Source organism: Enterobacter sp. PL_is514 (genome assembly GCF_055816715.1).
Genome location: NZ_JBVPGN010000034.1, coordinates 69,312 through 95,398, shown reverse-complemented (window position 1 = coordinate 95,398; position 26,087 = coordinate 69,312). Strand labels below are relative to the sequence as shown.

The window sequence follows — 26,087 nt, the reverse complement described above, 5'->3', positions numbered from 1 at the left end:
TGCGCATGTAAGGCTCAAGTATTAGCAACGGTTTGCGCGCTAACAATTGTCTAAATTGACAGGCAAATTATGATATTTGGTTTTTTACTTTATTTGTGATGGGGAGCAAATAAGAGGGGGAAATAAAAAAGGCGAGGAATAATATCCTCGCCTTTTCGGGTCAGCGCGGCGTTACTTGTTCAGTTCCGCCAGGCTCAGCCAGGTTTGCACCACGGTGTCCGGGTTCAGGGACAGGCTATCAATCCCCTCTTCCATCAGCCATGCGGCAAAGTCATCATGGTCGGATGGACCCTGACCACAAATCCCAACGTATTTACCCTGCTTCTTCGCCGCGCGGATGGACATGGAGAGCAGCGCTTTCACCGCCTCGTTACGCTCGTCGAACAGCTCGGAGACCACGCCGGAATCGCGGTCCAGACCCAGCGTCAGCTGCGTCATGTCGTTCGAACCGATAGAGAAGCCGTCGAAGTGCTCCAGGAACTGCTCGGCCAGCAGGGCGTTGGACGGAATTTCACACATCATGATGATCTTCAGCCCGTTCTCGCCGCGCTTCAGCCCCTGACGCGCCAGCTCGTCCACAACCGCTTTCGCCTGATCTACGGTACGTACGAACGGGATCATGATCTCCACGTTGGTCAGCCCCATGTCGTTGCGCACGCGCTTCACTGCCTCACACTCCAGCGCGAAGCAGTCGCGGAAGCTGTCGGACACGTAGCGTCCGGCCCCGCGGAAGCCCAGCATCGGGTTCTCTTCTTCCGGCTCGTAGCGCTCGCCGCCGACCAGGTTGGCGTATTCGTTAGACTTAAAGTCAGACAGACGCACGATCACGCGTTTCGGATAGAAGGCGGCGCCCAGCGTCGCGATCCCTTCGGTCAGACGGCCGACGTAGAACTCTTTCGGCGAGTCGTAGCCTTTCATCATCTCGCGGATTTCGTTCTGCAGCTTCGGATCCTGATCGTCAAACTCCAGCAGCGCACGCGGGTGAACGCCGATCATACGGTTGATGATAAATTCCAGACGCGCCAGACCAACGCCTTCGTTCGGCAGGCAGGCGAAGTCAAACGCGCGGTCCGGGTTACCGACGTTCATCATGATCTTCAGCGGCAGGTCCGGCATGGTATCCACGCTTGAGCTCTTCACGCTGAAGTCGAGGATATCGGCGTACACGTAGCCGGTATCGCCCTCGGCACAGGAGACGGTCACGTTCTGTCCGTCCTTCATGCGCTCGGTGGCGTCACCGCAGCCGACAACCGCAGGGATACCCAGCTCGCGGGCAATGATCGCCGCGTGACAGGTACGACCGCCGCGGTTGGTGACGATAGCCGCCGCTTTCTTCATGATCGGTTCCCAGTCCGGGTCGGTCATGTCGGTCACCAGCACGTCGCCTGGCTCAATACGGTTCATCTCACTGATGTCGTGGATCACTTTGACCGGACCGGCACCGATGCGGTGACCGATGGCACGGCCTTCCGCCACGATTTTGCCCTGGGCGTGCAGCGTATAACGCTCCATCACCTGACCGCGTGAGCGGACGGTTTCCGGACGCGCCTGCACGATAAACAGCTTGCCGGTGTTCCCGTCTTTCGCCCATTCGATATCCATCGGACGGCCGTAGTGTTTTTCAATCTGCACCGCCTGCTTCGCCAGCTCCTGCACTTCGGCGTCGGTCAGGGAGAAGCGGTCGCGCTGCTCCTGCGGTACATCTTCAATTTTAACCTGCTTGCCATGCTCCTGGGTCGGGGCATAGATCATGCGGATTTTTTTCGAGCCCATGGTGCGGCGCACCACCGACGGACGGCCAGCGGCCAGCGTAGGCTTGTGGACATAGAATTCGTCAGGGTTTACCGCGCCCTGCACGACCATCTCACCCAGACCCCACGCGGAGGTGATAAACACCACCTGGTCGAAGCCGGATTCGGTATCAATGGAGAACATCACGCCGGATGAGCCCACGTCCGAGCGCACCATGCGCTGCACGCCAGCGGAGAGCGCGACGCCGCGATGGTCGTAGCCCTGGTGCACGCGATAGGAGATGGCGCGGTCGTTGAACAGGGAAGCAAACACGTGCTTCACCGCCACCAGCACCGCATCGTAACCCTGGACGTTCAGGAAGGTTTCCTGCTGCCCGGCAAACGAGGCGTCCGGCATATCTTCTGCGGTTGCAGAGGAACGCACGGCAAAGGAGGCCTGCGCATCGTCAGCAGAGAGCTGGTTGTACGCGTCGTGAATGGCTTTTTCCAGTTCCGGCTGGAAAGGTGTGTCGATGATCCACTGGCGGATCTGCGCCCCGGCCTTGGCAAGCTCGGTAACGTCATCAATATCCGTTTTATCCAGCAGGTCGTAAATGCGCTGGTTAACACCGCTCTGGTCTAAAAACAGGTTAAAGGCATCGGCGGTGGTGGCAAACCCGTTCGGTACGGAGACACCCATACCCGACAGATTTGTAATCATTTCACCCAGGGAGGCATTTTTGCCCCCAACTCTGTCTACATCATTCATGCCGAGTTGGTTATACCAAAGCACCAGCGGTGACGAGCCATTGTTGGACATCGAAACAATCCTTTTGTGATATTTGATCGGAGTAAGTAACACCTGACTACGTATTTATACTGGCATATTTATTAGCGCTAAAAAAACGGTGAATCGTGTAAGCAATTTAAAATTTCAACTTTTCGGATACTTTCCCACCAGGCATTAACCCGATGATTCCTATATTTTCAGCCAGAAACCCCAAAAATAAAGTCGCTATTTGAAAAATGAAATCCACTTTTCAGGAAAATCAAAAACGCCGTTTCATTTATAATTAAGATAAGTTCTTTGCTGTGTAATTTACTTTTTTAATTTATGCTTTCAGACAATTAGGTCTGATATTCAGGGTGAGTAAAATGGATAGTGCTGTCGATCGCCACGTTTTTTATATTTCTGATGGTACGGCGATCACCGCCGAGGTCCTGGGCCACGCGGTGATGTCGCAGTTTCCCGTTTCGATAAACAGCATCACGCTGCCGTTTGTCGAAAACGAGAGCCGCGCCAAAGCGGTGAAGGACCAGATTGACGCCATCTACCAGCAGACCGGCGTCCGCCCGCTGGTGTTCTACTCGATCGTGATCCCCGAGATTCGCTCCATCATTCTGCAAAGTGAAGGCTTCTGCCAGGATATCGTGCAGGCGCTGGTGGCTCCGCTGCAAAGCGAACTTAAGCTCGATCCGACGCCTATCGCCCACCGCACCCACGGGCTGAACCCCGGCAACCTGACCAAGTACGACGCGCGTATCGCCGCCATTGACTACACCCTTGCACATGATGACGGTATCTCTCTGCGTAATCTCGACCAGGCGCAGGTGATCCTGCTTGGCGTGTCGCGCTGCGGCAAAACCCCGACCAGCCTCTATCTGGCGATGCAGTTTGGCATTCGCGCCGCAAACTACCCGTTTATCGCTGATGACATGGATAACCTGGTGCTGCCTGCCGCCCTTAAGCCGCTGCAGCACAAGCTGTTCGGCCTGACGATCAACCCGGAACGCCTTGCGGCCATCCGCGAAGAGCGCCGCGAGAACAGCCGCTACGCCTCTATGCGCCAGTGCCGTATGGAGGTCTCCGAAGTGGAAGCGCTGTACCGCAAAAACCAGATCCCGTGGCTGAACAGCACCAACTATTCGGTTGAAGAAATTGCCACCAAAATTCTCGACATCATGGGGCTTAATCGCCGCATGTACTAATATGCTAGTACATTAACTCAGATTCAGGTATCATCATCTGCAACCACGGGGCGGTGTCGCCCCGAACTTGAAATCAGCAGGGATTGGTTTAAGGTGATGCCCATCACTTCCCGGTAGTCTGCCGATGAAGCAAAAATTTTCTGAGACATTCCATGAATAAAACCGATGAACTCCGCACTGCGCGCATTGACAGCCTTGTCACGCCGGCTGAACTGGCCCAGCGGCATCCTGTTTCCGCCGCCGTCGCGGAACACGTGACGGCTTCCCGCCGCCGCATTGAAAAAATCCTGAATGGTGAAGACAAACGTCTTCTGGTGGTGATTGGGCCTTGCTCCATCCACGATCTGGATGCCGCGATGGATTATGCAAAACGACTTCAGGGACTGCGGGATAAGTACCAGCATCGCCTTGAGATCGTCATGCGCACCTACTTTGAAAAACCGCGCACCGTGGTGGGCTGGAAAGGGCTGATTTCCGATCCTGACCTCAACGGCAGCTATCGCGTTAACCACGGTATCGAGCTGGCGCGGAAGCTGCTTTTACAGGTCAACGAGCTGGGCGTGCCGACGGCGACCGAGTTTCTCGATATGGTGACCGGGCAGTTTATCGCCGATCTGATCAGCTGGGGCGCGATTGGCGCACGCACCACCGAAAGCCAGATCCACCGTGAGATGGCCTCCGCCCTATCCTGTCCGGTCGGCTTTAAAAACGGGACCGATGGCAACACCCGTATCGCGGTTGATGCCATCCGCGCAGCCCGTGCCAGCCACATGTTCCTGTCGCCGGATAAAAGCGGTCATATGACCATCTACCAGACCAGCGGTAACCCGTACGGGCACATCATTATGCGCGGCGGGAAGAAACCCAATTACCATGCACAAGATATTGCGGCGGCCTGTGAAACGCTGGCCGAGTTCGACCTGCCGGAACATCTGGTGGTGGATTTCAGCCACGGCAACTGCCAGAAGCAGCATCGCCGCCAGCTCGACGTATGCGACGAGATCTGCCAGCAGATCTGCAGCGGTTCAACCGCCGTTGCAGGGATTATGGCCGAGAGTTTTATCAAAGAAGGCACGCAGAAAATCGTTGCCGGACAGCAGATGGTGTACGGCCAGTCGATCACCGACCCGTGCCTGAGCTGGGAAGACAGCGAGCTGCTGCTGGAGAAGCTGGCGTCTGCCGTGGACACCCGTTTTTAAAATCCAGTCCTTCTCCCTCTCCCTGTGGGAGAGGGTCGGGGTGAGGGCATCAGACCGCATCTCACCCCAAATTTGATCCCCTCACCCTTTTTTCACAAAAATGCTTGCCGTGAATTTGCAGTTTATTGATAATGATTATCATTGTTACATTGATTGCTATTTATAAACATTATGTCACGTACGGATAACAGCGCGGCAACGCCAGCAAAAACAGACACAGCACCAGCCCCTACCGAGCGTCGGATTGACAGCAAAACCCTGCTCGGCGATGAGGGCCGGGTCATTATCGAGCATGACGGCCAGCGCTATCTGCTGCGTCAGACCCATGCCGGAAAACTGATCCTCACAAAATAAACAACACAAAAAACTTCGCCAGCCACCCAGGTAACCCCCAGGCAGCCAGCGCTTTTCACTTCTTATGGAGAGTTGCTATGCCACACCTGCCTTCCGCATCTTTACGTCCGTCACTTCTGGCGCTGGCGATTGTCAGCACCCTGCCGGGCGTCGCGTTCGCCGCCACAGACGACATTACCGTCACCGCCACGGGCAACGCCCGCAGCGCCTTTGAAGCCCCCATGATGGTGAGCGTGATTGACGCCACCGCGCCAGAGAAACAGACCGCCAGCTCGGCGGCCGACCTGCTGCGTAACGTCCCCGGTCTGACGCTGGACGGCACCGGGCGCACCAACGGGCAGGACGTCAACCTGCGCGGCTATGACCGTCGCGGCGTGCTGGTGCTGGTTGACGGCGTTCGCCAGGGGACCGATACCGGCCACCTGAACAGCACCTTCCTCGATCCGGCGCTGATTAAACGTATCGAAGTGGTTCGCGGCCCGTCGGCCCTGCTGTACGGCAGCGGCGCGCTGGGCGGCGTGATTTCCTATGACACCGCCGACGCCAACGATCTGCTCGAACCGGGTAAAAACAGCGGCTACCGCGTGTTTGGAACGGGCGCGACGGGCGATCACAGCCTCGGGATGGGGGCCAGCGCCTACGGCCGCACCGACACCCTGGACGGTCTGGTGGCCTGGTCCAGCCGGGATCGCGGCGATATCCGCCAGAGCGACGGAGCAACCGCCCCTAACGACGAATCCATCAACAACATGCTGGCGAAAGGCAGCTGGAAACTCGACCCGGCCCAGACCCTGAGCGGCTCCCTGCGCTACTACAATAACGCCGCTCAGGAGCCGAAAAACCCGCAAACCACCGGGGCGGACAGCAGCAACCCGATGACCGATCGCTCCACCATTCAGCGTGACGCGCAGGTGGGCTACCGCATCGCCCCGGAAGGTAACGACTGGCTGAACGCCGACGCGAAGGTCTACTGGTCCGAAGCGCGCATTAATGCCCAGGATATCGACAACAGCGGCGAGTTCCGCAAGCAGACCACCAAAGGCGGCAAGGTGGAAAACCGCACCCGCCTGTTCAGCGACACCGTTGCAGCACACCTTCTGACCTACGGCGGAGAATACTATCGTCAGGAGCAGCATCCGGGCGGGGCAACCACCGGCTTCCCGGACGCGAAAATCGACTTCAGCTCCGGCTGGTTGCAGGATGAGATCACCCTGCGCGATCTGCCTGTTACCCTGCAGGGCGGCACGCGCTATGACAACTACCGCGGCAGCAGCGACGGCTACAACGATGTGGATGCCGATAAGTGGTCATCCCGCGCCGGGTTAACCGTCAGCCCGACCGACTGGCTGATGCTGTTTGGCTCTTACGCGCAGGCCTTCCGTGCGCCGACCATGGGCGAGATGTATAACGACGCCAAACACTTCTCTATTGGCCGCTTCTATACCAACTACTGGGTGCCCAACCCGAACCTGCGACCGGAAACCAACGAAACGCAGGAGTTTGGTTTTGGCCTGCGCTTTGACGATCTGATGCTTGCCAACGATGCGCTGGAGTTTAAAGCCAGCTATTTCGATACCAAAGCCAAAGACTATATCTCCACCACCGTCGATTTCGCGGCGGCAACCACCATGTCTTATAACGTCCCGAACGCCAAAATCTGGGGCTGGGACATGATGGCAAAATACTCGGCCGACCTCTTCAGCCTCGACCTGGCCTATAACCGCACGCGCGGGAAAGACACCGATACGGGCGAGTACATCTCCAGCATCAACCCGGATACCGTCACCAGCAAGCTGGACGTTCCGGTGGCGCAAAGCGGGTTCTCCGTCGGCTGGATTGGGACCTTTGTCGATCGCTCAACGCATATCAGCAGCAGCTACAGCGAGCAGCCGGGCTATGCGGTCAACGACTTCTATGTCAGCTACAAAGGCCAGGAGCGACTCAAAGGCGTGACCACGACGCTGGTACTCGGCAACGCCTTCGACAAAGCATACTGGTCACCTCAGGGCATTCCGCAGGACGGTCGTAACGGCAAGATTTTCGTAAGCTATCAGTGGTAATTCCCTTCGGGGCAACTTTTCAGAAGGAAGAGACAATGAATCACTACACTCGCTGGCTTGAGCTAAAAGAAGCCAATCCGGGTAAGTACGCGCGCGACGTCGCGGGGTTAATGAACATCAGTGAAGCAGAACTGACCTTTGCCCGCGTGGGTCACGACGCCTGGCGACTGCGCGGTGACATCCGCGAGATCCTGGGCGCGCTGGAGGCGGTGGGCGAAACCAAATGTATCTGCCGCAATGACTACGCCGTTCACGAACAGGTCGGGAACTTCACCAACCAGCACCTGAACGGCCACGCCGGGCTGGTGCTGAACCCGCGCGCGCTGGATCTGCGCCTGTTCCTCAACCAGTGGGCGAGCGCGTTTCACATCAGTGAAGCCACCGCCCGCGGCGAGCGGCAGAGCATTCAGTTCTTCGACCACCAGGGCGATGCCCTGCTGAAGGTCTACGCCACGGATAACACCGACGTTTCCGCCTGGGGCGACGTGCTGACCCGCTTTATCTTTGCCGACAACCCGCCGCTGGCATTGAAGGTCCCCGATGCGCCTGCTCACGCGGAAAATGCGGAGGCTGCTCTCGTGGATAACGAGTGGCGCGCCATGACCGACGTTCATCAGTTCTTCAGCCTGCTCAAGCGCCATAACCTCAGCCGCCAGCAGGCGTTTCGCCTGGTGGGTGACGATCTGGCCTGCCGGGTAGAAAACACCGCGCTGGCGCAGCTGCTGGAAACGGCGCGCCGGGACGGTAACGAAATCATGGTCTTCGTAGGCAACCGCGGCTGCGTGCAGATTTTCACCGGCGCGGTGGAAAAGCTGACGCCGATGAAAGGCTGGCTGAACATCTTTAACCCAACCTTTACCCTGCACCTGCTGGAAGACGCCATTGCGGAGACGTGGGTCACGCGCAAGCCGACGGCTGACGGGCATGTCACCAGCCTGGAGCTGTTTGCCGCCGATGGAACGCAGATCGCCCAGCTGTACGGCCAGCGTACGGAAGGCGAACCGGAGCAGAACCAGTGGCGCAGCCAGATTGACGCCTTAACGGCGAAAGGGCTGGCGGCATGAAACGGTGGCTTGCCCTGCTCAGCGCCCTGCCCCTGCTGGCGTCTGCTGCGCCGCAGGAGAAAATCGTTACCCTCGGCGGCGACGTCACCGAGATCGTCTACGCCCTCGGCGCGGCGTCTTCGCTGGTGGCCCGCGACAGCACCAGCCAGTGGCCGCAGGCGGCGAACGACCTGCCTGACGTGGGCTATCTGCGCCAGCTCAATGCGGAGGGGATTTTGTCCATGCGCCCCACGCTGGTGCTGGCCAGCGCCCAGGCGCAGCCGTCTCTGGCGCTAAAGCAGGTTGAGCAAAGCCACGTCCGGGTCATCGCTATTCCTGCCGGTAACGACCTGAACGTCATTGATGAAAAGGTGCGGATCGTCGCTGAAGCGACGCACCGAGAGGCCGAGGGAGAGGTCCTGCGCAGCACGCTGCGCCAGGCGCTGTCGGCGCTTCCCGCGTCATCGCTCAATAAGCGGGTGCTGTTTATTCTTAACCACGGCGGGATGACCGCCATGGCTGCCGGACAACAAACCGGCGCGGACGCGGCCATTCGTGCGGCGGGCCTGCAGAACGCCATGCAGGGGTTCACCCGCTATCAGCCGCTGTCTCAGGAGGGCACAATCGCCAGCCAGCCTGACCTTGTGGTAATTTCGCAGGACGGGATCAACGCCCTTGGCGGTGAAGCGAATCTGTGGAAACTGCCCGGTCTGGCGCAAACCCCGGCAGGACGGAACAGGCAGGTGCTGGCAATTGACGATATGGCGCTGCTGGGCTTCAGCGTGCGAACGCCGGAAGCCATCCGGCAGCTACGTGCCAAAGCGGAGCAACTGCCCTGATGTCCCGGCGGATAGCCTTATCGTTATGGATGCTGACCGCGATCCTGACCGTCATGACGCTCGCAGCGACCGGGGTTGGGGCATTACACCTGCCGGCCAGCCTGCTGTGGGACGGCAGCGACGAGGCGCTGCGCCAGATCTGGCTGACGATCCGCCTGCCTCGCGTGCTGCTGGCGCTGGCGATCGGCGGTTCACTGGCGCTGGCAGGCTGCGTGATGCAGGGGCTGTTCCGCAACCCGCTGGCGGACCCGGGCCTGCTCGGCATCAGCAGCGGCGCGGCGCTCGCCGTTGCGCTATGGGTGGTGCTTCCGCTCTCGCTGCCTGCCCTGGTGATGCTGTATGCCCCGATGCTGGCGGCGTTTCTCGGTGCGCTGGCCGCCACCTTCGTGATTTTCCTGCTCAGCCGGCAGCGTGACGCTTCCCTGTCGCGCCTGCTGCTGGTAGGGATTGCCATCAACGCCCTGTGCGGCGCCGCCGTCGGCGTGCTGTCATGGCTCAGCAATGATGCCCAGCTTCGCCAGCTTTCCCTCTGGGGAATGGGCAGTCTCGGCCAGGCGCAGTGGTCGACGCTGCTGGCCGTCGCGTCTCTGATGATCCCCACCCTGCTGGCGATCTGGCGTCTGGCAGGGCCCCTCAACCTGCTGCAGCTGGGCGATGAAGAGGCGCACTACCTCGGCGTGGAGGTTGCCGCCGTGCAGCGGATCCTGCTGCTGTGCAGCGCCCTGCTGGTGGCCGCCGCCGTGGCGGTCAGCGGCGTGATCGGCTTTGTCGGCCTGGTGGTGCCGCACCTGGTGCGCATGTGGCTGGGGGCCGACCATCGGGCCGTGCTCCCCGGCTCGGTGCTGGCCGGTGCGCTACTCCTGCTGGTGGCCGATACGCTGGCGCGCAGCCTCGTCGCCCCGGCGGAAATGCCGGTTGGCTTATTGACCAGCCTTCTCGGCGCGCCGTGGTTCCTGTGGCTTATCTTTCGTCGCGGAGGTGCGCATGGCTGAGCGCTACTGTGCAGAAAACCTTGTTTTTCGCGCCGGACAACGCACGCTGATTAACGACGTGTCGCTGACCTTATCTCAGGGCGAGCTGGTGGCGCTGATTGGCCCCAACGGCGCCGGAAAATCGACGCTATTGCGGCTGCTGACCGGCTACCTTAAACCTGCGGGCGGACGGTGCAGCCTGGCGGGCACACCGCTTGCGGCCTGGCAGCCGGACAGGCTCTCCCGCTACCGGGCGGTGATGCGCCAGAACACGCAGCTCGGATTTGACTGGCCGGCTGAGGCGGTGGTCGGTATGGGGCGAGCGCCCTGGACCCGCACGCCAGAAGCGTCGGTTGTTGAGGAGGTTATGGCCATCACCGGCTGTTTACCGCTGGCGGGCAGGCAGTTTGCCGCACTCTCCGGCGGCGAGCAGCAGCGCATTCAGCTCGCCCGCGCGCTGGCTCAGCTCTGGTGCGACGGTGCCCCGCGCGGCTGGCTGTTCCTTGATGAACCCACCTCTGCGCTGGATCTCTATCACCAGCAGCATCTCCTGCGCCTGCTGAAATCCCTGACCAGCCGGGGACATCTGCACGTGTGCGCGGTGCTGCACGACCTCAACCTGGCGGCGCTGTGGGCGGACCGCATCCTGCTGCTGCATGGCGGCACAATCGTGTCCCAGGGAGCACCGGAAACCGTTTTGCAGGCCGATGCGCTGGCGCGCTGGTACGGCGCACAGGTTCACGTCGGCAGGCACCCGGCTCACGCCGCGCCGCAGGTGTTTCTCGCCCCTTAATCGGGCTGGTAAAAATCCTTCAGCGTTTCCAGCAGGGCATGCGCCGCTTTTGAAAGCTGCGTGTGCCCGGGATGGATCACTCCGATACACTTTTCAATGGGCGGACTGTCCAGCGGAATACAGACCGCGCCCAGCGACGCCATCTGCGTCTTGCACAGCGCCGGTACGGCGCTGCCGCCCAGCCCGCTTGCGACCATCCGCCCGACCGTCACCAGCTGATGGCTCTCCAGCGCGACGTCCAGCTTTCTGCCGCTTCGCGCCAGCTCCTCTTCCATCATCAGACGCACCGCCGACGGGCGCTGCAGGGTGATGAAATCCAGCGTCAGCAGCGCTTCCCATGTCAGGCGTTTTTTGCCCGCCAGCGGGGAATCTTTCGGCACAATGGCCACAAACTGGTCGAGGCCCAGCGGGGTAAACAGCAGGTTGTGCGTGGGCGCGGGCTCAAAGGCGATGCCCATCTCGACCCGCCCTTCCCGCACCATCTCAATCACCTGCTCGTTAATCACGTCATGCACGGTGACGTTGATCCCGGCATGGCGATCGCGAAACGCTTTTAGCACCTCGGGCAGAACATTCGCGGCAAACGACGGCATCGCCGCGACCGAGATTTTACCGCGCTGCAGGGTAAAGCACTGGTGCATCGCCTCTTCGACGTTATCCCAGTCGGCAAGCAGCTGCCGCGCCATCGGCAAAAACGTCTCGCCCTCCTGCGTCAGCGCGACCTTGCGCGTGCTCCGCTGCAGCAGCGGTCCGCCCAGCGCATCCTCCAGCGCTTTAATCGTCAGGCTCAGGGCCGGCTGGGAGAGATTCAGCCGTTCGCTGGCGTGGGCGAAATTCAGAGTGTGAGCTACCGCTAAAAACGCGCGTAACTGTTTGACACTCATTCTCATTTTTCATCCTGTTAACTAATTGAAAAAATTTAGTTAACAGGAAATTAATAAAAAAACCAAATGAGTGGGTCACAAATTCAAAATTAACAAATGAGTCGCCGCCCCTAATGATACCGCCACGGTTAAGAGGAGGAATGACGATGGCGGGACTGGATAAGCGCGTCGACAGCTATGCGCAGGCGCTGGATGGGCTGACGGACGGGATGACTTTGCTGGCGGGCGGCTTCGGCCTGTGCGGGATTCCGGAGAACCTGATTGCAGAGGTCAGACGCCGTCAGGTGAAAGATCTGACGGTGGTATCAAACAACTGCGGCGTGGACGGTTTCGGTCTCGGGCTCCTGCTCGAAACGCGGCAGGTTCGCAAAGTGGTGGCCTCTTACGTCGGCGAGAATGCGCTGTTCGAGCGGCAGGTGCTGAGCGGTGAACTGGAGATTGAACTCACGCCTCAGGGCACGCTGGCGGAAAAGGTGCGCGCGGGCGGCGCGGGCATTCCGGCATTTTACACGGCCACCGGCTATGGCACGCCCGTGGCTGCCGGCAAAGACGTGCGCCAGTTTGCCGGTAAGCATTACATCCTTGAAGAGGCCATTACCGGTGATTTCGCGCTGATCAAGGGCTGGAAAGCGGACTGGTACGGCAACGTCGTCTACCGGCATACCGCGCAAAACTTTAATCCGCTGATGGCAACGGCGGGCAGGATAACGGTCGTCGAGGTGGAAGAGATTGTTCCCCCGGGCGAGCTGCCCCCGTCGGCCATTCATACCCCGGGCATTTACGTCGACAGGCTGATTGTCGGCCAGTTTGAAAAACGCATTGAACAGCGCACGCTGCGCGCGGAAGGAGTGTGACGATGTTAACCCGTGAACAGATGGCCATGCGCGTCGCCCGCGAGCTGCGCGACGGGTATTACGTCAACCTGGGGATTGGTATCCCTACCCTGGTGGCGAACTACATTCCGGAAGGAATGGACGTGATGCTCCAGTCGGAAAACGGACTGCTGGGGATGGGGGCTTTTCCTGACGAGCAGAGCCTCGACGCCGACATGATCAACGCCGGTAAACAGACCGTGACCGCACGGACGGGCGCGGCCATTTTCGACTCGGCCCAGTCGTTTGCCATGATCCGCGGTGGCCATGTTGACCTGACCGTGCTGGGCGCGTTTGAGGTGGACGTCGAGGGCAATATCGCCTCGTGGATGATCCCCGGAAAGATGGTGAAGGGCATGGGCGGCGCGATGGATCTCGTCGCCGGGGCGCAGAACATCATTGTGGTAATGACCCACGCGTCAAAAAGCGGTGAATCAAAGCTGCTGTCGCGCTGCACGCTGCCGCTCACGGGCGCGGGCTGCATCCGCCGGGTCTTAACCGACCTCGCGCTGCTCGAGATCGCGGACGGCGCGTTCATCCTGCGGGAATACGCCCCCGGCGTCAGTATCGACGACATTGCGGCTAAGACCGCCGGAAAATTAATTGTGGCGGACGACGTTCGCGAGATGCGCTTCAGCTGAGGACTTACGATGAAAGAGGTCATGATTGTCGGGGCAACGCGAACCCCCATTGGCAGTTTTCGCGGATCGCTATCTTCCCTTTCAGCGGTTGAGCTGGGGGCCATAGCGGTGAGTCATCTGCTGGAGAACAGCGGTCTTCCAGCTGAGACGATAGATGAGGTGATTTTCGGTCAGGTGCTGACGGCGGGATGCGGACAAAACCCTGCGCGCCAGACGGCCATCAACGCCGGATTGCCCGTCCGTACTCCAGCGACAACGGTCAACCTGGTCTGCGGTGCGGGCTTGAAAGCGGTGCAGCTCGCCGCGCAGGCGATCCGCTGCGGCGACGCGGATGTGGTTATCGCTGGCGGTCAGGAGAGCATGAGCAATGCCCCTTATCTGCTGGACGGCGCACGTTCAGGGCTGCGTTTTGGCCATACGGGCCTGCAGGACAGCATGATTACCGACGGTCTGTGGGACGCGTTCAACGATTACCACATGGGGAGCACCGCTGAAAACGTCGCCCGTGAGAATGACATTTCCCGCGAGCAGCAGGACGCCTTTGCCGCCCGGTCGCAGCAAAAAGCGGCCGCCGCCATCGAAGCGGGTCGCTTTGACACCGAGATAGCGCCGGTGACGGTGAAACAGGGTAAAAAACCGCCGCTTATCGTCAGCCGTGACGAACAGCCCCGGCCAGGGACCAGCGCTGAGCAGCTTGCGCAGCTGCGCCCCGCCTTTTTGCAGGAGGAAGGCACGGTCACGGCGGGAAATGCCTCCACGCTCAACGACGGCGCCGCTGCGGTGCTGCTGATGAGTGGTGAAAAGGCGCGGGAGAGCGGGTTGCCGATCCTCGGTCGCATCGTGAGCTATGCCGTGACGGGCGTTGACCCGTCGGTGATGGGCATCGCTCCGGTCAGCGCCTGTCAGACCGCGCTGGCGCGGGCGGGCTGGACGCTCGATGACGTGGACCTCATTGAAGCCAATGAAGCCTTTGCCGCCCAGGCGCTGGCGGTGGGCAAGCAGCTCGGCTGGGATGCGCAAAAGGTGAACGTTAACGGCGGCGCTATCGCCCTCGGTCATCCGATTGGCGCCTCCGGCTGCCGTATCCTCGTGACGCTGCTGCACGAAATGCAGCGCCGTGACGTTAACAAAGGGCTCGTCACCCTGTGCGTAGGCGGCGGGCAAGGCATTGCCCTGACCGTTGAGCGTTAAACATCTCGTTGGTACCCGAATAATAATGACAGTGAGGAGTCGTGATGAGTGTATTAATTGCCCTGGCGGCGCTGGCGCTGCTGATGCTGGCGGCCTATCGCGGATACAGCGTGATTTTGTTTGCGCCGATTGCGGCGCTCGGCGCCGTGCTGCTGACCGACCCGGGCGCCGTCGGCCCGACGTTTACCGGCCTGTTTATGGAAAAAATGGTCGGCTTCGTCAAGCTCTACTTCCCGGTGTTCCTGCTGGGAGCGGTGTTTGGCAAACTGATTGAGCTTTCCGGTTTCTCACGGTCCATCGTCGCTGCGGCGATTCAGATCCTCGGCCGTCGCCACGCGATCCCGGTAATTGTTCTCGTGTGCGCGCTGTTAACCTACGGCGGCGTGTCGCTGTTCGTGGTGGCGTTTGCGGTTTATCCGTTCGCCGCGGAACTGTTCCGCCAGAGCGGCATTCCTAAACGGCTGATACCGGCCACCGTGGCGCTGGGGGCATTTTCGTTTACCATGGATGCCCTGCCCGGCACGCCGCAGATCCAGAACATTATCCCCACCAGCTTCTTTGGTACCAACGCCTGGGCCGCGCCGTGGCTGGGGCTGATTGGCTCGCTGTTTATTATCTTTTTTGGCCTGCTCTGGCTGGAGCGCCAGCGTCGTAAGGCGCTCAGCAACAACGAGGGTTACGGCACGGAACTGAAAAATGAACCGGAGACGCCGGACAACATTAATCTCCCTCACCCGCTGATTGCTATCTCCCCGCTGCTGGTAGTGGGCATACTGAATCTGCTGTTTACCCGCTGGATCCCCGGCTGGTACGGCACGACCCACGAGCTTACGCTGCCAGGTCTGGCGAAACCGATTGTGACCGAGGTGAGCAAGATCACCGCCATCTGGGCCGTGGAAGCGGCACTGATCTCAGGTATCGTGCTGGTGCTGATTTTTGGCTTTCGCAATATCCGGGGGCGTCTGGCTGAAGGCAGCCGGACCGCGGTGAGCGGTGCCATTCTGGCGGCGATGAATACCGCCTCGGAATACGGTTTCGGCGCGGTTATCGCCGCCCTGCCCGGTTTTCTGGTGTTATCCCACGCGCTAGCGGCCATTCCGAATCCGCTGCTGAATGAAGCCATCAGCGTGACGGTGCTTGCGGGGATCACCGGCTCGGCATCCGGCGGGATGAGTATTGCCCTCGCCGCCATGGCCGACTCGTTTGTCGCCGCCGCCCACGCCGCCAATATCCCGCTTGAGGTGCTGCACCGCGTGGCCTCAATGGCGAGCGGCGGTATGGATACGCTGCCCCATAACGGCGCGGTGATTACCCTGCTGGCGATTACCGGCCTGAGCCATCGCCAGGCCTACGGCGGCATTTTCGCTATCACCATCATTAAAAGTCTGGCAGTGCTTTTTGTCATTGCCGTGTTCTATCTGACCGGCATTGTGTAAGGAGAGAAAGATGAATCTGAACGGTAAGACCGTACTGGTGACAGGCTCGACCAGCGGCATTGGTCTGGGGATCGCCCGCGTGCTGGCGAAGGCCGGGGCGCAGCTGATCCTCAACGGTTTCGGCGACAGCGAATCAGCACGAGAAGAGATTGCGCAACTGGGCAAAAAGCCGGGCTATCACGATGCAGACCTGCGTGACGTGCTGCAAATTGAAGCCATGATGCGCTACGCCGAATCGCAGTTTGGCGGCGTGGACATTCTTGTCAACAATGCCGGGATACAGTATGTCGCCCCGGTTGACGCGTTTCCGGTGGAGAAATGGAACGACATTATCGCCATTAATCTCTCCTCGGTGTTTCATACCAGCCGGCTGGCGCTGCCCGCCATGCGCGAGAAAAACTGGGGGCGCATCATTAATATCGCCTCCGTTCACGGACTGGTCGCGTCAAAAGAGAAGTCGGCCTACGTGGCCGCCAAGCATGGCGTAGTGGGCTTTACGAAATCGCTGGCGCTGGAAACCGCGCGCACCGGCATTACCGCCAATACGATCTGTCCCGGCTGGGTGCTGACGCCTCTGGTGCAGCAGCAGATCGACAAACGTATCGCTGAGGGCGTACCGCCGGAGCAGGCTCGCGATCTGCTCCTTGCAGAAAAACAGCCTTCGGGCGAGTTTGTCACCCCGGAGCAGCTGGGCGAACTGGCGCTGTTTTTGTGTAGCGACATCGCCGTGAACGTTCGCGGCGCCGCGTGGAATATGGATGGCGGCTGGGTCGCGCAGTGATGTTCAGGCCGGGTTAGGCGACGCCGCCGCCCGGCAAAAATCGCTAGCTTGAGCAGCTGACCTCCAGCCGCTTGCCCCAGTCAGGCGGGCGGCTGACGTAGTCGTCGTCCCGATCGGCAAACGGCGTGCGCAACGCCACGTGCAGACGGTGTAACTCGTCGTACTCGCCCTGCTCTGCCTGCTCAATCGCCCGCTGCGCCAGCCAGTTGCGCAACACCATCGCGGGGTTCGTCGCGTTCATCTGCGTCTGGCGGGCGGCGTCATCCACCTGCTCCTGCTGCAGCCGCGTGCGGTAGGATGCAAACCAGTCGTCAAACGCCGGTCTGTCAATAAACTCATCGCGCAGCGGCGAGGCGGCGCTGTACTGCTCCGTCTGCCCCAGCATCCGGAAGGTGCGCGTGTAATCGCTGCCCTCGCGCGCCATCAGGGCAAACAGGCCATTGAGGATGTCGTTATCGCCCTTCTCCTGCGTCACCAGCCCCAGCTTGTTGCGCATCAGCGTGCCATATTCCCGCAGCAAGATCTCCTGATAGCTGTCGAGGGCATCATTCAGGGCATCAACGTCGATAAACGGCGACAGGGTTTGTGCAAGCCGCTGCAGGTTCCACAGGCCCACCGCGGGCTGATTGTCAAAACTGTAGCGCCCCTGATAGTCGGAGTGGTTGCAGATGTACCCAGGCTGATAATCATCCAGGAAGCCAAAAGGACCGTAGTCAAAGGTCAACCCGAGAAGCGACATGTTGTCCGTATTCATCACGCCATGGGCAAAGCCTACCGTTTGCCAGCGGGCAATCAGGGTTGCGGTACGAGCCACCACGTCCCTGAACCAGAGAACGTATTTATCCGCCTCGTCCTGCAAATGTGCCCAGTGGTGACGAATGGCAAAGTCAGCCAGCTGGCGCACCTTTTCCGGCTCGCGACGATAGTAAAAATGCTCAAAATGACCGAAGCGCAAATGGCTTTGCGCGATACGCATTAGCATTGCGCCCTTTTCCACGGTTTCACGCACAACCGGGGTATCGCTGGTAACGATCGACAGCGCGCGGGTGGTGGGAATACCCAGGGCATGCATCGCCTCGGAGCCCAGGCACTCGCGAATCGTTGAACGCAGTACCGCGCGCCCGTCGCCCATCCGCGAATAGGGAGTCAGGCCCGCGCCTTTCAGGTGCCAGTCAACCGTCTCCCCGTTGGGAAGCTGTTGTTCGCCGAGCAGGATCCCCCTGCCGTCGCCCAGCTGTCCCGCCCAGACGCCAAACTGATGTCCGCTATAGACCTGAGCCAGAGGCTGCATACCGGCAAGAAGCGTTTCACCGCCCCAGACGCCAGCGCCCTCTGAACGCTGAAACAGCTCAGGCGGAATAGCCAGTTTTTCAGCCAGCAAATCGTTATGCCAGATAAGGCGTGAATTGTGTAACGGTGTAGGTTTGAGTGCGGTGTAAAAGCCAGGCAACTCGTCATGCCAGTGAGCAGTAAAAGACAGGGTCATAAGTCCTCCTGCTTTTAGTGTAGAGGGTTTACCCGGACTTAAACACGGGCGAAAGCAAGGGTTATCGCTGCTGAACCAGCGTAGTGACGTGTTCTGCAGAGACGGCTGGCCAGAGAGCCCCCTGCATTGCACCAAAATTGAAGGACAAAACGCGCTGCAACAGGCCGTGGTCGTCAATGCCCGAGACAATCACTGACTGGCAGTGAGGCGTGATTTGCCAGAGGATGGCGCGCATAAAAGGCTCAAAAGAGAGCTCCGGGGCACGCTGCTGAATGAATCCTTTATCAAGGATGACCCGTTTAAATAATCCGTCATAGACCGCTTTGAGCGAGGCGGCGCCTGCACCAAAGTTTGCCAGGACCAACGGGAAATGGATTGCCATTCTCGCCAGCTGCAGGTCGTCCTTTCCGTTATTTAAACCTGGATAATTCTCATTAACAGTAAACTCAAGAAACGGATAACGCTCAAGGATTGAAACAGCGTTTCCATTACTTAATAAAAATTCAACTATTGCAGGTGTAATATTGATCCATGCAATTAACTGATGCTGAATAAAAAACAGTTTACAGGTATCAAGCAATTGCAGTTTTTCGTCAAACAGCGCTAACTCTTCAGCCGCTGAAAGCCGAGGGATAACAAGCTCAGTGGGGATCCGCACATTGCTGCCGACGCCAGTAAAGTTAACCAGAATTTCTAAACCTTTCAGCTCACCTGCGCTATTACGGGCAGGCAGAAGCAGCAGTTCAGACTGGTAAGCATTATCTAGCGTAATAATCATTGCACTCGCCCCGCATTAAAGATGAGAGAGGACATCCTGGAGCAATTGCCGACACAATTCCACTGTCTTGATTTTAATAAGATTAATTTCATTAGTTCCGTATTAATTTTCAGATTTATCCCTGAATCTAAAATAATTTTATCCTGGTTGCAGAATAATAGCCAGTTTTAGATAAAACAGACACATGCAGGATTCGCTAATTTTAGGTAAATTTAACTTTAAGCATCTTATTTGAGAAAAAACGGCATGATTTATTCTTATCATGCCGTCATAAGAGAAGTATCCGACAAAGACTATATACGTCGTGCCTGCCAGAAATTTTTACGCCAGTAAACATTATCAAGAGAGGAGCGCATCACCCCGCGACTGGTCGAGGCGTGAATGAACTGATTGTCTGTATCATATATGCCCACGTGAAGACCGCTTTCACCCGAACCAGTTTTGAAGAAAACTAGGTCTCCGGGGAGAAGATCGTCTTTATCAATTTCAGTGCCGATTTCTGCCTGCTTGCGCGTTTCTCGCGGAAGCTGTAAATCAAACTTATCGCGAAACGTCATCAGAACGAAGCCGGAGCAATCCACACCGCCGCGGCTCATGCCGCCGTAACGATAAGGCGTGCCGCGCCAGTTGCTCAGCTGATCGTTAAGGCTGGCAATAACGGTGATCGAATCTGAAAGCCGTGGGTTAGGCGGCGGCGCACGATGGCTACTGCATCCCGCAAGAAAGAGTGTGGCCATCAGGAGAAACCAGAATCGCATTTTCAGACGAATCCTCTGCTTTTATTGTTCTTTTCGTAATTTAGCGTGCAATTGTGCTCACAGGCAAGAAACGGTTACGCCTGCCCGGTAGAAATCAGCATCTTATGTCCTTCTATATCCAGCCTGCGGAACGACATGTTGTATGCGCGGGCAAGATGGGGTGGCGTAAGAACCTGATCCCGCGCACCGCTGGCGATCATCTTTCCCTTCGAGAGCAGCCATACCCGGTGGGCATGACGCAGGGTGTGGTTGAGGTCATGGCTGCTCATCACCACGGCAATGCCTTTTCGGCTCAGGGTGCTTAACAGCGTATCCAGTGCCGCCTGCTGCGCCACGTCCAGACCGCTCATGGGCTCATCGAGAAGCAGCATCCGCCCGTGAGGATTGCCGGCCGGGTGGATTTGAAGGATGACAGCCGCCAGGCGAACCCGCTGCCACTCTCCGCCGGAAAGCTGGCTGGCGTGCCGGGACAGTTTATCTTCCAGCCCCAGAGCCGCGGCCACGTCCGTCAGTAGTGACGTTTGTTGTTTGTCGTGCAAATGCAGCATCAGATAGTGCCAGACCGGCATCGCAAAGGGCGGCATCTGCTGCTGCACGAGGTAACTGCGCCGATGCGCCAGCGAGACCGGCGACCAGTCGGCGAGCGTATGCTCCAGCAGCGTTATCTGCCCTTCTCCGTCGGTCATGCCTGCCATCCGTGCCAGCAGCGTACTCTTCCCCGCACCGTTTGGCCCGACGAGATGCAGAATTTCTCCCGCATTGACGGCACCGGATATCGCCTCCAGACGCCCCTTCTCGGCAACGTCCGTGAGCTGCATCAGCAATGACATTATTTCGCCAGCGCCAGCTTGATAGATTCCATGACGATCGGATCCTCAGGGGTCATATCCGGTGAAAAACGCTGAACGACCTGGCCGTCGCGACCAATCAGGAATTTTTCAAAATTCCACAGGATATCGTCCGGGTAAAGCGGCGCGCGGCCTTTGCTGGCCATGCGTTCATAAAAACCGCTTCCTTCCGGCGCAACGGCCTTCGGCGCGGCAGCAATAAGCTTCGCATACAGCGGATGGCGGTCTTCACCGTTGACATCGATTTTGCTGAACATCGGGAACGTCACGCCATAGGTGGTGCTGCAGAAGGTTTTGATCTCCTCTTCGCTGCCCGGCTCCTGGCCGAGGAACTGGTTGCACGGGAAGCCCAGTACGGTGAAACCGTCTTTCTCCCAGGCCTTCTGAATGTTTTCCAGCTGCTCGTACTGCGGCGTCAGGCCACATTTGGATGCCACGTTGACGACAAGCAACACGTTGCCTTTGTAGCCTTCCAGCGTGGTTTTCTCGCCGTCAATGGTGGTCACTTCAGTATTCAGGATAGTTGACTGCATAGCATTCCCTCAGGTTGTCTTACGGCTAGTTGATTTAACGTCCAGCTTTTAATAGTAGCCAGATAAAGACCGGCGCGCCCAGCGTGGCGGTCACCACGCCAATCGGCAGCTCTGCGGCCGTCAGGGCTAGCCGGGCGATGATATCGGCCACCAGCAGCGTGACGGCCCCGGCGACCGCCGAGGCCGGAAGCAGAGTCCTATGGTCCGTGAGGCCCCACAGACGCAGCATGTGCGGAATAACCAGCCCGATAAAACCGATCGCGCCCGCCAGAGCCACGCTGACGCCAACCAGCCAGCCAATGACGATCACCAGCACATTACGCCAGAACCCAATCGGCATGCCGAGCTGGCGGGCAGAGGTTTCACCCAGCGCGAGCATATTCAACGGCTGCGCCTGCAGGGCAGCCCACACGATGGCCGGTACCAGCAGCGCCATCAGCCAGCCCTGGTGCCAGTCAACGCCCCCAAAGCCGCCCATCATCCAGTACATCAGCTGACGCAGGTCAAAGGATGTTGAGAAGTAGACCGCCCAGGTCATCAACGCGCTACAGATGATCCCCAGCGCCACGCCGGCAAGCAGCAGACGGCTGGTCGATAAGTGCCGTCTGGCGAAGCGAAGAAGGATCGCTGTGATCAGTAATGCGCCGAGAATAGCGCTCAGGCTAATACTCCATCCGGAGAGTTCTCCCCCGCCCAGCATCACCGCCGCAATCAGCCCCACGCCTGCCCCGTTCGACACGCCAAGCAGCCCGGGCTCCGCCAGCGGATTATCGAACAACGCCTGCATAATGGTGCCGCACAGCGCCAGCGCGGCCCCCACCAGAACCACCGCGACGGTGCGCGGCAGGCGAATTTGCCAGACGAAGAGCTGCCCGTCCGGCCCCCACCAGCTTTCAGGCCCTATCCATCGGTCTCCGGCACAGAGGCTCACGGCCGCGGCGATAATGAGCAATAGCACCAGCAAAAGCAGGCGACGCTTATCGGAACGGTGCTGGCGATGGGCATAATCAAGCATGTGTACGGTTTTAGTAGCGTGAGATGTAATTGATTTTACGGCGGGTTTGCCGGAGAGCGCAAAGAAAAAAGGCCGCGTGGGCGGCCTTTTTAGTTAGTTCATATTACTCTGCTTTGGGCGTTGCGTTTTCGACACGGCTTTTTAACTTCTGGCCGGGTCTGAAGGTCACCACGCGGCGGGCTGTAATGGGAATATCTTCCCCCGTCTTCGGGTTGCGGCCCGGACGTTGGTTTTTGTCTCGCAAATCAAAATTGCCAAAACCGGAGAGTTTTACCTGCTCACCATTTTCCAGAGCACGACGGATCTCTTCGAAAAACAGCTCTACCAGCTCTTTGGCATCCCGTTTGCTAAGCCCAAGCTTATCAAACAGATATTCTGACATTTCAGCTTTTGTAAGCGCCATAGGTTCAATCCCTCAATGATGCCTGGAATCGCTCTTTTAATGCCTCTACACATTTGGCGACGGTAGCGGCAATCTCCTCTTCTTCGAGTGTACGGCTGGTATCCTGAAGGATAAGGCTAATAGCGAGGCTCTTGAAACCTTCTGCTACGCCCTTGCCGCGGTACACGTCAAATAAGTTTACGCCAACTACCTGATTTACGCCAACTTTCTTACATTCGGCCAAAATATCTGCTGCGGGCACATTTTCCGCGACCACAACCGCGATATCACGGCGGTTTGCCGGGAAGCGGGAGACGTCCTGAGCCTGAGGAATAACGCGGTCAGCCACCGGGTTCCATTCCAGCTCAAACACGATGGTACGGCCGTTCAGGTCCAGCTTGCGCTCCAGCTCAGGGTGAACAACCCCAATAAAACCAACGCGTTTGCCGTCTAAATAGATAGCTGCGCTCTGGCCCGGATGCAGTGCCGGGATGGCTTCTGCGCGGAATTCAATTTCAGATAATTTACCGGTCAGACCCAGAATTGCTTCCAGATCGCCCTTCATATCGTAGAAATCAACCGTGCCTTTTGCCAGGTCCCAGTGCTCTTCATAGCGGTTGCCGCTGATGGCGCCAGCCAGCATGAGATCCTGACGGATGCCTAAATTTGCCTGATTATCCGGTACAAAGCGCAAACCGCTTTCGAAAATTCGCACGCGGTTTTGCTGACGATTCTGGTTATAAACGACAGTGCCCAGCAGGCCCGTCCACAGAGACAGACGCATCGCGGACATTTCGCTGGAGATTGGGCTTGGCAGGATCAGCGCCTCCTGGCCCGGGTGGATCAGCTGCTGCAGCTTTGGATCCACAAAGCTGTAGGTGATCACTTCCTGGTAGCCTTTGTCATTCAGCATGGTTTTCACACGCTTCAGGGACAGGTCGGCTTCACGGTGGGTGCCCATCACCAGACCTGCCTGGACAGGCTCATCAGGGATGTTGTTATAGCCGTAAACGCGGGCCACTTCTTCCACCAGATCTTCTTCAATTTCCATGTCGAAACGCCATGATGGCGCAACGGCTTTCCACTCGTCCTGGCCTTCGGTCACTTCGCAACCCAGACGCGTCAGGATATCGGTCACCTGCGCATCGGCAACGTGGTGACCAATCAGGCGATCCAGCTTGCTGCGGCGCAGGGTAATGGTGGCACGCTTCGGCAGGGTCGCTTCGTGGGTGACGTCGATAACCGGGCCCGCTTCACCGCCGCAGATATCGATCAGCAGGCGAGTCGCACGTTCCATCGCTTTATACTGCAGCGCCGGGTCAACGCCACGCTCGTAGCGGTGAGAGGCATCGGTATGCAGGCCGTGACGGCGTGCGCGACCGGTGATGGAGAGCGGGCTGAAGAACGCGCATTCCAGCAGGACGTTTTGCGTCTCGTCGTTCACGCCTGAATGCTCGCCCCCGAAGATACCGCCCATTGCCAGCGCTTTGCTGTGGTCAGCAATCACCAGGGTGTCGGCGTTCAGTTTCGCTTCGCTGCCGTCCAGCAGAACCAGGGTTTCACCCTCTTTCGCCATGCGCACAACGATGCCGCCGTCGATACGATCTTTATCGAACGCGTGCATTGGCTGGCCCAGCTCCAGCAGAACGTAGTTAGTCACGTCAACCACGGCGTCGATAGAGCGGATACCGCAGCGGCGCAGCTTCTCTTTCATCCACAGCGGGGTTGGCGCTTTTACGTTAATGCCTTTCACCACGCGACCGAGGTAGCGCGGGCAGGCATCCGCAGCGTCAACCTGAATAGGCAGCACGTCACTGATGGTCGCTTCAACCGGCGCAATGTCCGGCGCGTTCAGTTCGGTCTGGTTCAGCACGGCCACATCGCGCGCCACGCCGATGATACCTAAGCAGTCGGCACGGTTTGGCGTGACGCTGATTTCGATGGTGTTGTCATCAAGCTTCAGGTACTCACGGATATCGGTGCCAATTGGCGCATCCAGCGGCAGCTCAATGATGCCGTTGTGGTCGTCGGAAATACCCAGCTCGGAGAAGGAGCACAGCATGCCTTCAGACGGCTCGCCGCGCAGCTTAGCCGCTTTAATTTTGAAATCGCCCGGCAGCACCGCACCGACGGTCGCCACCGCCACCTTCAGGCCCTGGCGGCAGTTTGGCGCACCGCAGACGATATCCAGCAGACGGTCACCGCCCACGTTCACTTTTGTTACACGCAGTTTGTCAGCGTTAGGGTGCTGACCGCACTCTACCACTTCGCCAACGACCACGCCGTTGAATGCACCTGAAACCGGCTCAACGCCGTCCACTTCCAGACCCGCCATGGTGATCTGGTTAGAAAGCGCTTCGCTGTCCAGCGTGGTGTTCACCCACTCGCGTAACCACAGTTCACTGAATTTCATTGTTCTGTCCTGCCCTTATTTAAACTGTTTGAGGAAACGCAGATCGTTTTCGAAGAATGCACGTAAGTCTGTCACGCCGTAACGCAGCATAGTCAGACGCTCCATGCCCATGCCGAAGGCAAAGCCGGAGTAAACTTCCGGATCGATACCCACGTTGCGCAGCACGTTTGGATGCACCATGCCGCAGCCCAGCACTTCCAGCCATTTGCCGTTTTTACCCATCACGTCAACTTCTGCAGACGGTTCGGTGAACGGGAAGTAGGACGGACGGAAACGAACCTGCAGATCTTCCTCAAAGAAGTTGTTCAGGAAATCGTGCAGCGTGCCCTTCAGGTTGGTAAAGCTGATGTTTTTATCAACGATCAGACCTTCCATCTGGTGGAACATTGGGGTGTGGGTCTGATCGTAGTCGTTACGATAGACGCGGCCCGGCGCGATAATGCGGATTGGCGGCTCCTGATCCTTCATGGTACGGATCTGAACGCCGGAGGTCTGGGTACGCAGCAGACGCGTAGCGTCGAACCAGAAAGTGTCGTGGTCAGCGCGTGCCGGATGATGGCCAGGAATGTTCAGGGCGTCGAAGTTATGGTAATCATCTTCGATTTCCGGGCCAGTCGCCACGGTAAAGCCGAGCTCACCGAAGAAACTTTCAATGCGATCGATGGTGCGGGTAACCGGGTGCAGACCGCCGTTTTCGATGCGGCGACCCGGCAGAGAAACGTCAATCGTCTCTGCGGCCAGACGCGCATTCAGCACCGCGCTTTCCAGCTCGGATTTGCGCGCGTTCAGCGCCTGCTGTACCTGCTCTTTGGCTTCGTTAATCACCGCACCCGCAGCCGGGCGTTCTTCTGGCGGCAGCTCACGCAGGGTTGTCATTTGAAGGGTCAGGTGCCCTTTCTTCCCAAGATATTCGACGCGGACATTGTCTAACGCGGCAACATCTGAGGCCTGATTAATGGCGGCTGTTGCACTGGCAACCAGCTCTGCGAGATGTGACATGATTTTCCTCATTATGTCGGTGCAGACACCGATTTGGTGGAGTTATTCTCTCAAATTCAGGCACAAAAAAAGCCTCCATCGGGAGGCTTATC

The 26,087-nt window shown here is 58.6% G+C and carries 24 protein-coding genes and 1 other annotated feature (1 of these 25 only partly in view); of the genes, 13 read left to right on the top strand and 11 right to left on the bottom strand.

Annotated features, from left to right (window positions below):
- Positions 1 to 171 precede the first annotated feature (171 nt).
- Positions 172 to 2,550, bottom strand: a complete 2,379-nt coding sequence (ppsA, locus tag AC0TNG_RS16050; RefSeq protein ID WP_473712752.1) for a phosphoenolpyruvate synthase — start codon at positions 2,548 to 2,550, stop codon at positions 172 to 174.
- A gap of 335 nt (positions 2,551 to 2,885) precedes the next feature.
- On the opposite strand from ppsA, the gene ppsR reads away from it, so the two are divergent.
- The 8 genes from ppsR (at position 2,886) to AC0TNG_RS16010 (ending at position 10,978) form a co-directional block, all read left to right on the top strand.
- A complete protein-coding gene (gene ppsR, locus AC0TNG_RS16045; RefSeq protein WP_023311315.1) occupies positions 2,886 to 3,719 on the top strand; it encodes a posphoenolpyruvate synthetase regulatory kinase/phosphorylase PpsR in 834 nt (277 codons plus the stop codon).
- A gap of 152 nt (positions 3,720 to 3,871) precedes the next feature.
- Positions 3,872 to 4,918, top strand: coding sequence for a 3-deoxy-7-phosphoheptulonate synthase AroH (gene aroH, locus AC0TNG_RS16040; protein ID WP_473712751.1), 1,047 nt, complete (start codon positions 3,872 to 3,874; stop codon positions 4,916 to 4,918).
- 171 nt (positions 4,919 to 5,089) lie between these two features.
- Positions 5,090 to 5,272, top strand: a complete 183-nt coding sequence (gene hemP, locus AC0TNG_RS16035; RefSeq protein ID WP_024909414.1) for a hemin uptake protein HemP — start codon at positions 5,090 to 5,092, stop codon at positions 5,270 to 5,272.
- A gap of 77 nt (positions 5,273 to 5,349) precedes the next feature.
- Positions 5,350 to 7,332, top strand: a complete 1,983-nt coding sequence (locus tag AC0TNG_RS16030) for a TonB-dependent hemoglobin/transferrin/lactoferrin family receptor (protein ID WP_473712750.1) — start codon at positions 5,350 to 5,352, stop codon at positions 7,330 to 7,332.
- 35 nt (positions 7,333 to 7,367) lie between these two features.
- Positions 7,368 to 8,396, top strand: a complete 1,029-nt coding sequence (gene chuS / locus AC0TNG_RS16025) for a hematinate-forming heme oxygenase ChuS (protein ID WP_473712749.1) — start codon at positions 7,368 to 7,370, stop codon at positions 8,394 to 8,396.
- Complete coding sequence (locus AC0TNG_RS16020) at positions 8,393 to 9,214, top strand: heme/hemin ABC transporter substrate-binding protein (protein WP_473712748.1); 822 nt, start codon at positions 8,393 to 8,395, stop codon at positions 9,212 to 9,214. Before chuS ends, AC0TNG_RS16020 begins: the two co-directional genes overlap by 4 nt.
- A complete protein-coding gene (locus AC0TNG_RS16015) occupies positions 9,214 to 10,206 on the top strand; it encodes a FecCD family ABC transporter permease (protein WP_048991572.1) in 993 nt (330 codons plus the stop codon). The genes AC0TNG_RS16020 and AC0TNG_RS16015 overlap by 1 nt, the downstream gene beginning before the upstream one ends.
- A complete protein-coding gene (locus tag AC0TNG_RS16010) occupies positions 10,199 to 10,978 on the top strand; it encodes a heme ABC transporter ATP-binding protein (protein ID WP_290094787.1) in 780 nt (259 codons plus the stop codon). Before AC0TNG_RS16015 ends, AC0TNG_RS16010 begins: the two co-directional genes overlap by 8 nt.
- Here the strand turns inward: AC0TNG_RS16010 and AC0TNG_RS16005 are convergent.
- On the bottom strand, positions 10,975 to 11,868 hold the full coding sequence (locus AC0TNG_RS16005; protein WP_194266105.1) for a LysR family transcriptional regulator: 894 nt from the start codon (positions 11,866 to 11,868) through the stop codon (positions 10,975 to 10,977). The two genes, AC0TNG_RS16010 and AC0TNG_RS16005, sit on opposite strands and share 4 nt — an antisense overlap.
- A 140-nt stretch (positions 11,869 to 12,008) precedes the next feature.
- Here AC0TNG_RS16005 and AC0TNG_RS16000 point away from each other — a divergent pair, with 140 nt between their 5' ends.
- The 5 genes from AC0TNG_RS16000 to AC0TNG_RS15980 are packed head-to-tail and all read left to right on the top strand — an operon-like array spanning position 12,009 to position 16,783.
- Entirely contained in the window at positions 12,009 to 12,716 is a 708-nt protein-coding gene (locus AC0TNG_RS16000) for a CoA transferase subunit A (RefSeq protein WP_048991574.1), read from the top strand.
- Positions 12,717 to 12,718: 2 nt separating this feature from the next.
- Positions 12,719 to 13,375, top strand: coding sequence for a CoA transferase subunit B (locus AC0TNG_RS15995; RefSeq protein ID WP_048991575.1), 657 nt, complete (start codon positions 12,719 to 12,721; stop codon positions 13,373 to 13,375).
- Positions 13,376 to 13,384: 9 nt separating this feature from the next.
- Positions 13,385 to 14,566 carry an acetyl-CoA C-acetyltransferase gene (locus tag AC0TNG_RS15990; RefSeq protein WP_473712747.1) on the top strand — a complete coding sequence of 394 codons (1,182 nt, stop codon included), beginning with the start codon at positions 13,385 to 13,387 and terminating at the stop codon, positions 14,564 to 14,566.
- 41 nt (positions 14,567 to 14,607) lie between these two features.
- Positions 14,608 to 16,002 (top strand): GntP family permease, encoded by a 1,395-nt coding sequence (locus tag AC0TNG_RS15985; protein ID WP_198313996.1) that lies wholly within the window; start codon positions 14,608 to 14,610, stop codon positions 16,000 to 16,002.
- A gap of 10 nt (positions 16,003 to 16,012) precedes the next feature.
- The gene (locus tag AC0TNG_RS15980) at positions 16,013 to 16,783 is read left to right on the top strand and encodes a 3-hydroxybutyrate dehydrogenase (RefSeq protein ID WP_024909425.1); all 771 of its coding nucleotides are present in this window, start codon (positions 16,013 to 16,015) and stop codon (positions 16,781 to 16,783) included.
- A 43-nt stretch (positions 16,784 to 16,826) separates the two neighbouring features.
- On the opposite strand, the gene selO is transcribed toward AC0TNG_RS15980, so the two are convergent.
- The 9 genes from selO to pheS all read right to left on the bottom strand — a co-directional run bounded on the left by selO (position 16,827) and on the right by pheS (position 25,995).
- Positions 16,827 to 18,269, bottom strand: a complete 1,443-nt coding sequence (selO, locus tag AC0TNG_RS15975) for a protein adenylyltransferase SelO (protein WP_473712746.1) — start codon at positions 18,267 to 18,269, stop codon at positions 16,827 to 16,829.
- A 61-nt stretch (positions 18,270 to 18,330) separates the two neighbouring features.
- Entirely contained in the window at positions 18,331 to 19,047 is a 717-nt protein-coding gene (locus tag AC0TNG_RS15970) for an EAL domain-containing protein (protein WP_024909427.1), read from the bottom strand.
- A 293-nt stretch (positions 19,048 to 19,340) separates the two neighbouring features.
- Positions 19,341 to 19,805 (bottom strand): C40 family peptidase, encoded by a 465-nt coding sequence (locus tag AC0TNG_RS15965; protein ID WP_023335377.1) that lies wholly within the window; start codon positions 19,803 to 19,805, stop codon positions 19,341 to 19,343.
- 74 nt (positions 19,806 to 19,879) lie between these two features.
- A complete protein-coding gene (gene btuD, locus AC0TNG_RS15960; RefSeq protein WP_024909428.1) occupies positions 19,880 to 20,635 on the bottom strand; it encodes a vitamin B12 ABC transporter ATP-binding protein BtuD in 756 nt (251 codons plus the stop codon).
- Positions 20,635 to 21,186 carry a glutathione peroxidase gene (locus tag AC0TNG_RS15955; protein WP_024909429.1) on the bottom strand — a complete coding sequence of 184 codons (552 nt, stop codon included), beginning with the start codon at positions 21,184 to 21,186 and terminating at the stop codon, positions 20,635 to 20,637. The genes btuD and AC0TNG_RS15955 overlap by 1 nt, the downstream gene beginning before the upstream one ends.
- Positions 21,187 to 21,220: 34 nt before the next feature.
- Positions 21,221 to 22,201, bottom strand: a complete 981-nt coding sequence (btuC, locus tag AC0TNG_RS15950) for a vitamin B12 ABC transporter permease BtuC (protein ID WP_024909430.1) — start codon at positions 22,199 to 22,201, stop codon at positions 21,221 to 21,223.
- 103 nt (positions 22,202 to 22,304) lie between these two features.
- Positions 22,305 to 22,604, bottom strand: coding sequence for an integration host factor subunit alpha (ihfA, locus tag AC0TNG_RS15945; protein WP_003857805.1), 300 nt, complete (start codon positions 22,602 to 22,604; stop codon positions 22,305 to 22,307).
- Between the two features lie 4 nt (positions 22,605 to 22,608).
- Entirely contained in the window at positions 22,609 to 24,996 is a 2,388-nt protein-coding gene (gene pheT, locus AC0TNG_RS15940; RefSeq protein WP_473712745.1) for a phenylalanine--tRNA ligase subunit beta, read from the bottom strand.
- Positions 24,997 to 25,011: 15 nt separating this feature from the next.
- Complete coding sequence (pheS, locus tag AC0TNG_RS15935) at positions 25,012 to 25,995, bottom strand: phenylalanine--tRNA ligase subunit alpha (RefSeq protein WP_032650942.1); 984 nt, start codon at positions 25,993 to 25,995, stop codon at positions 25,012 to 25,014.
- Between the two features lie 62 nt (positions 25,996 to 26,057).
- Positions 26,058 to 26,087, bottom strand: a sequence feature (Phe leader region) (it continues 95 nt past the right edge of the window).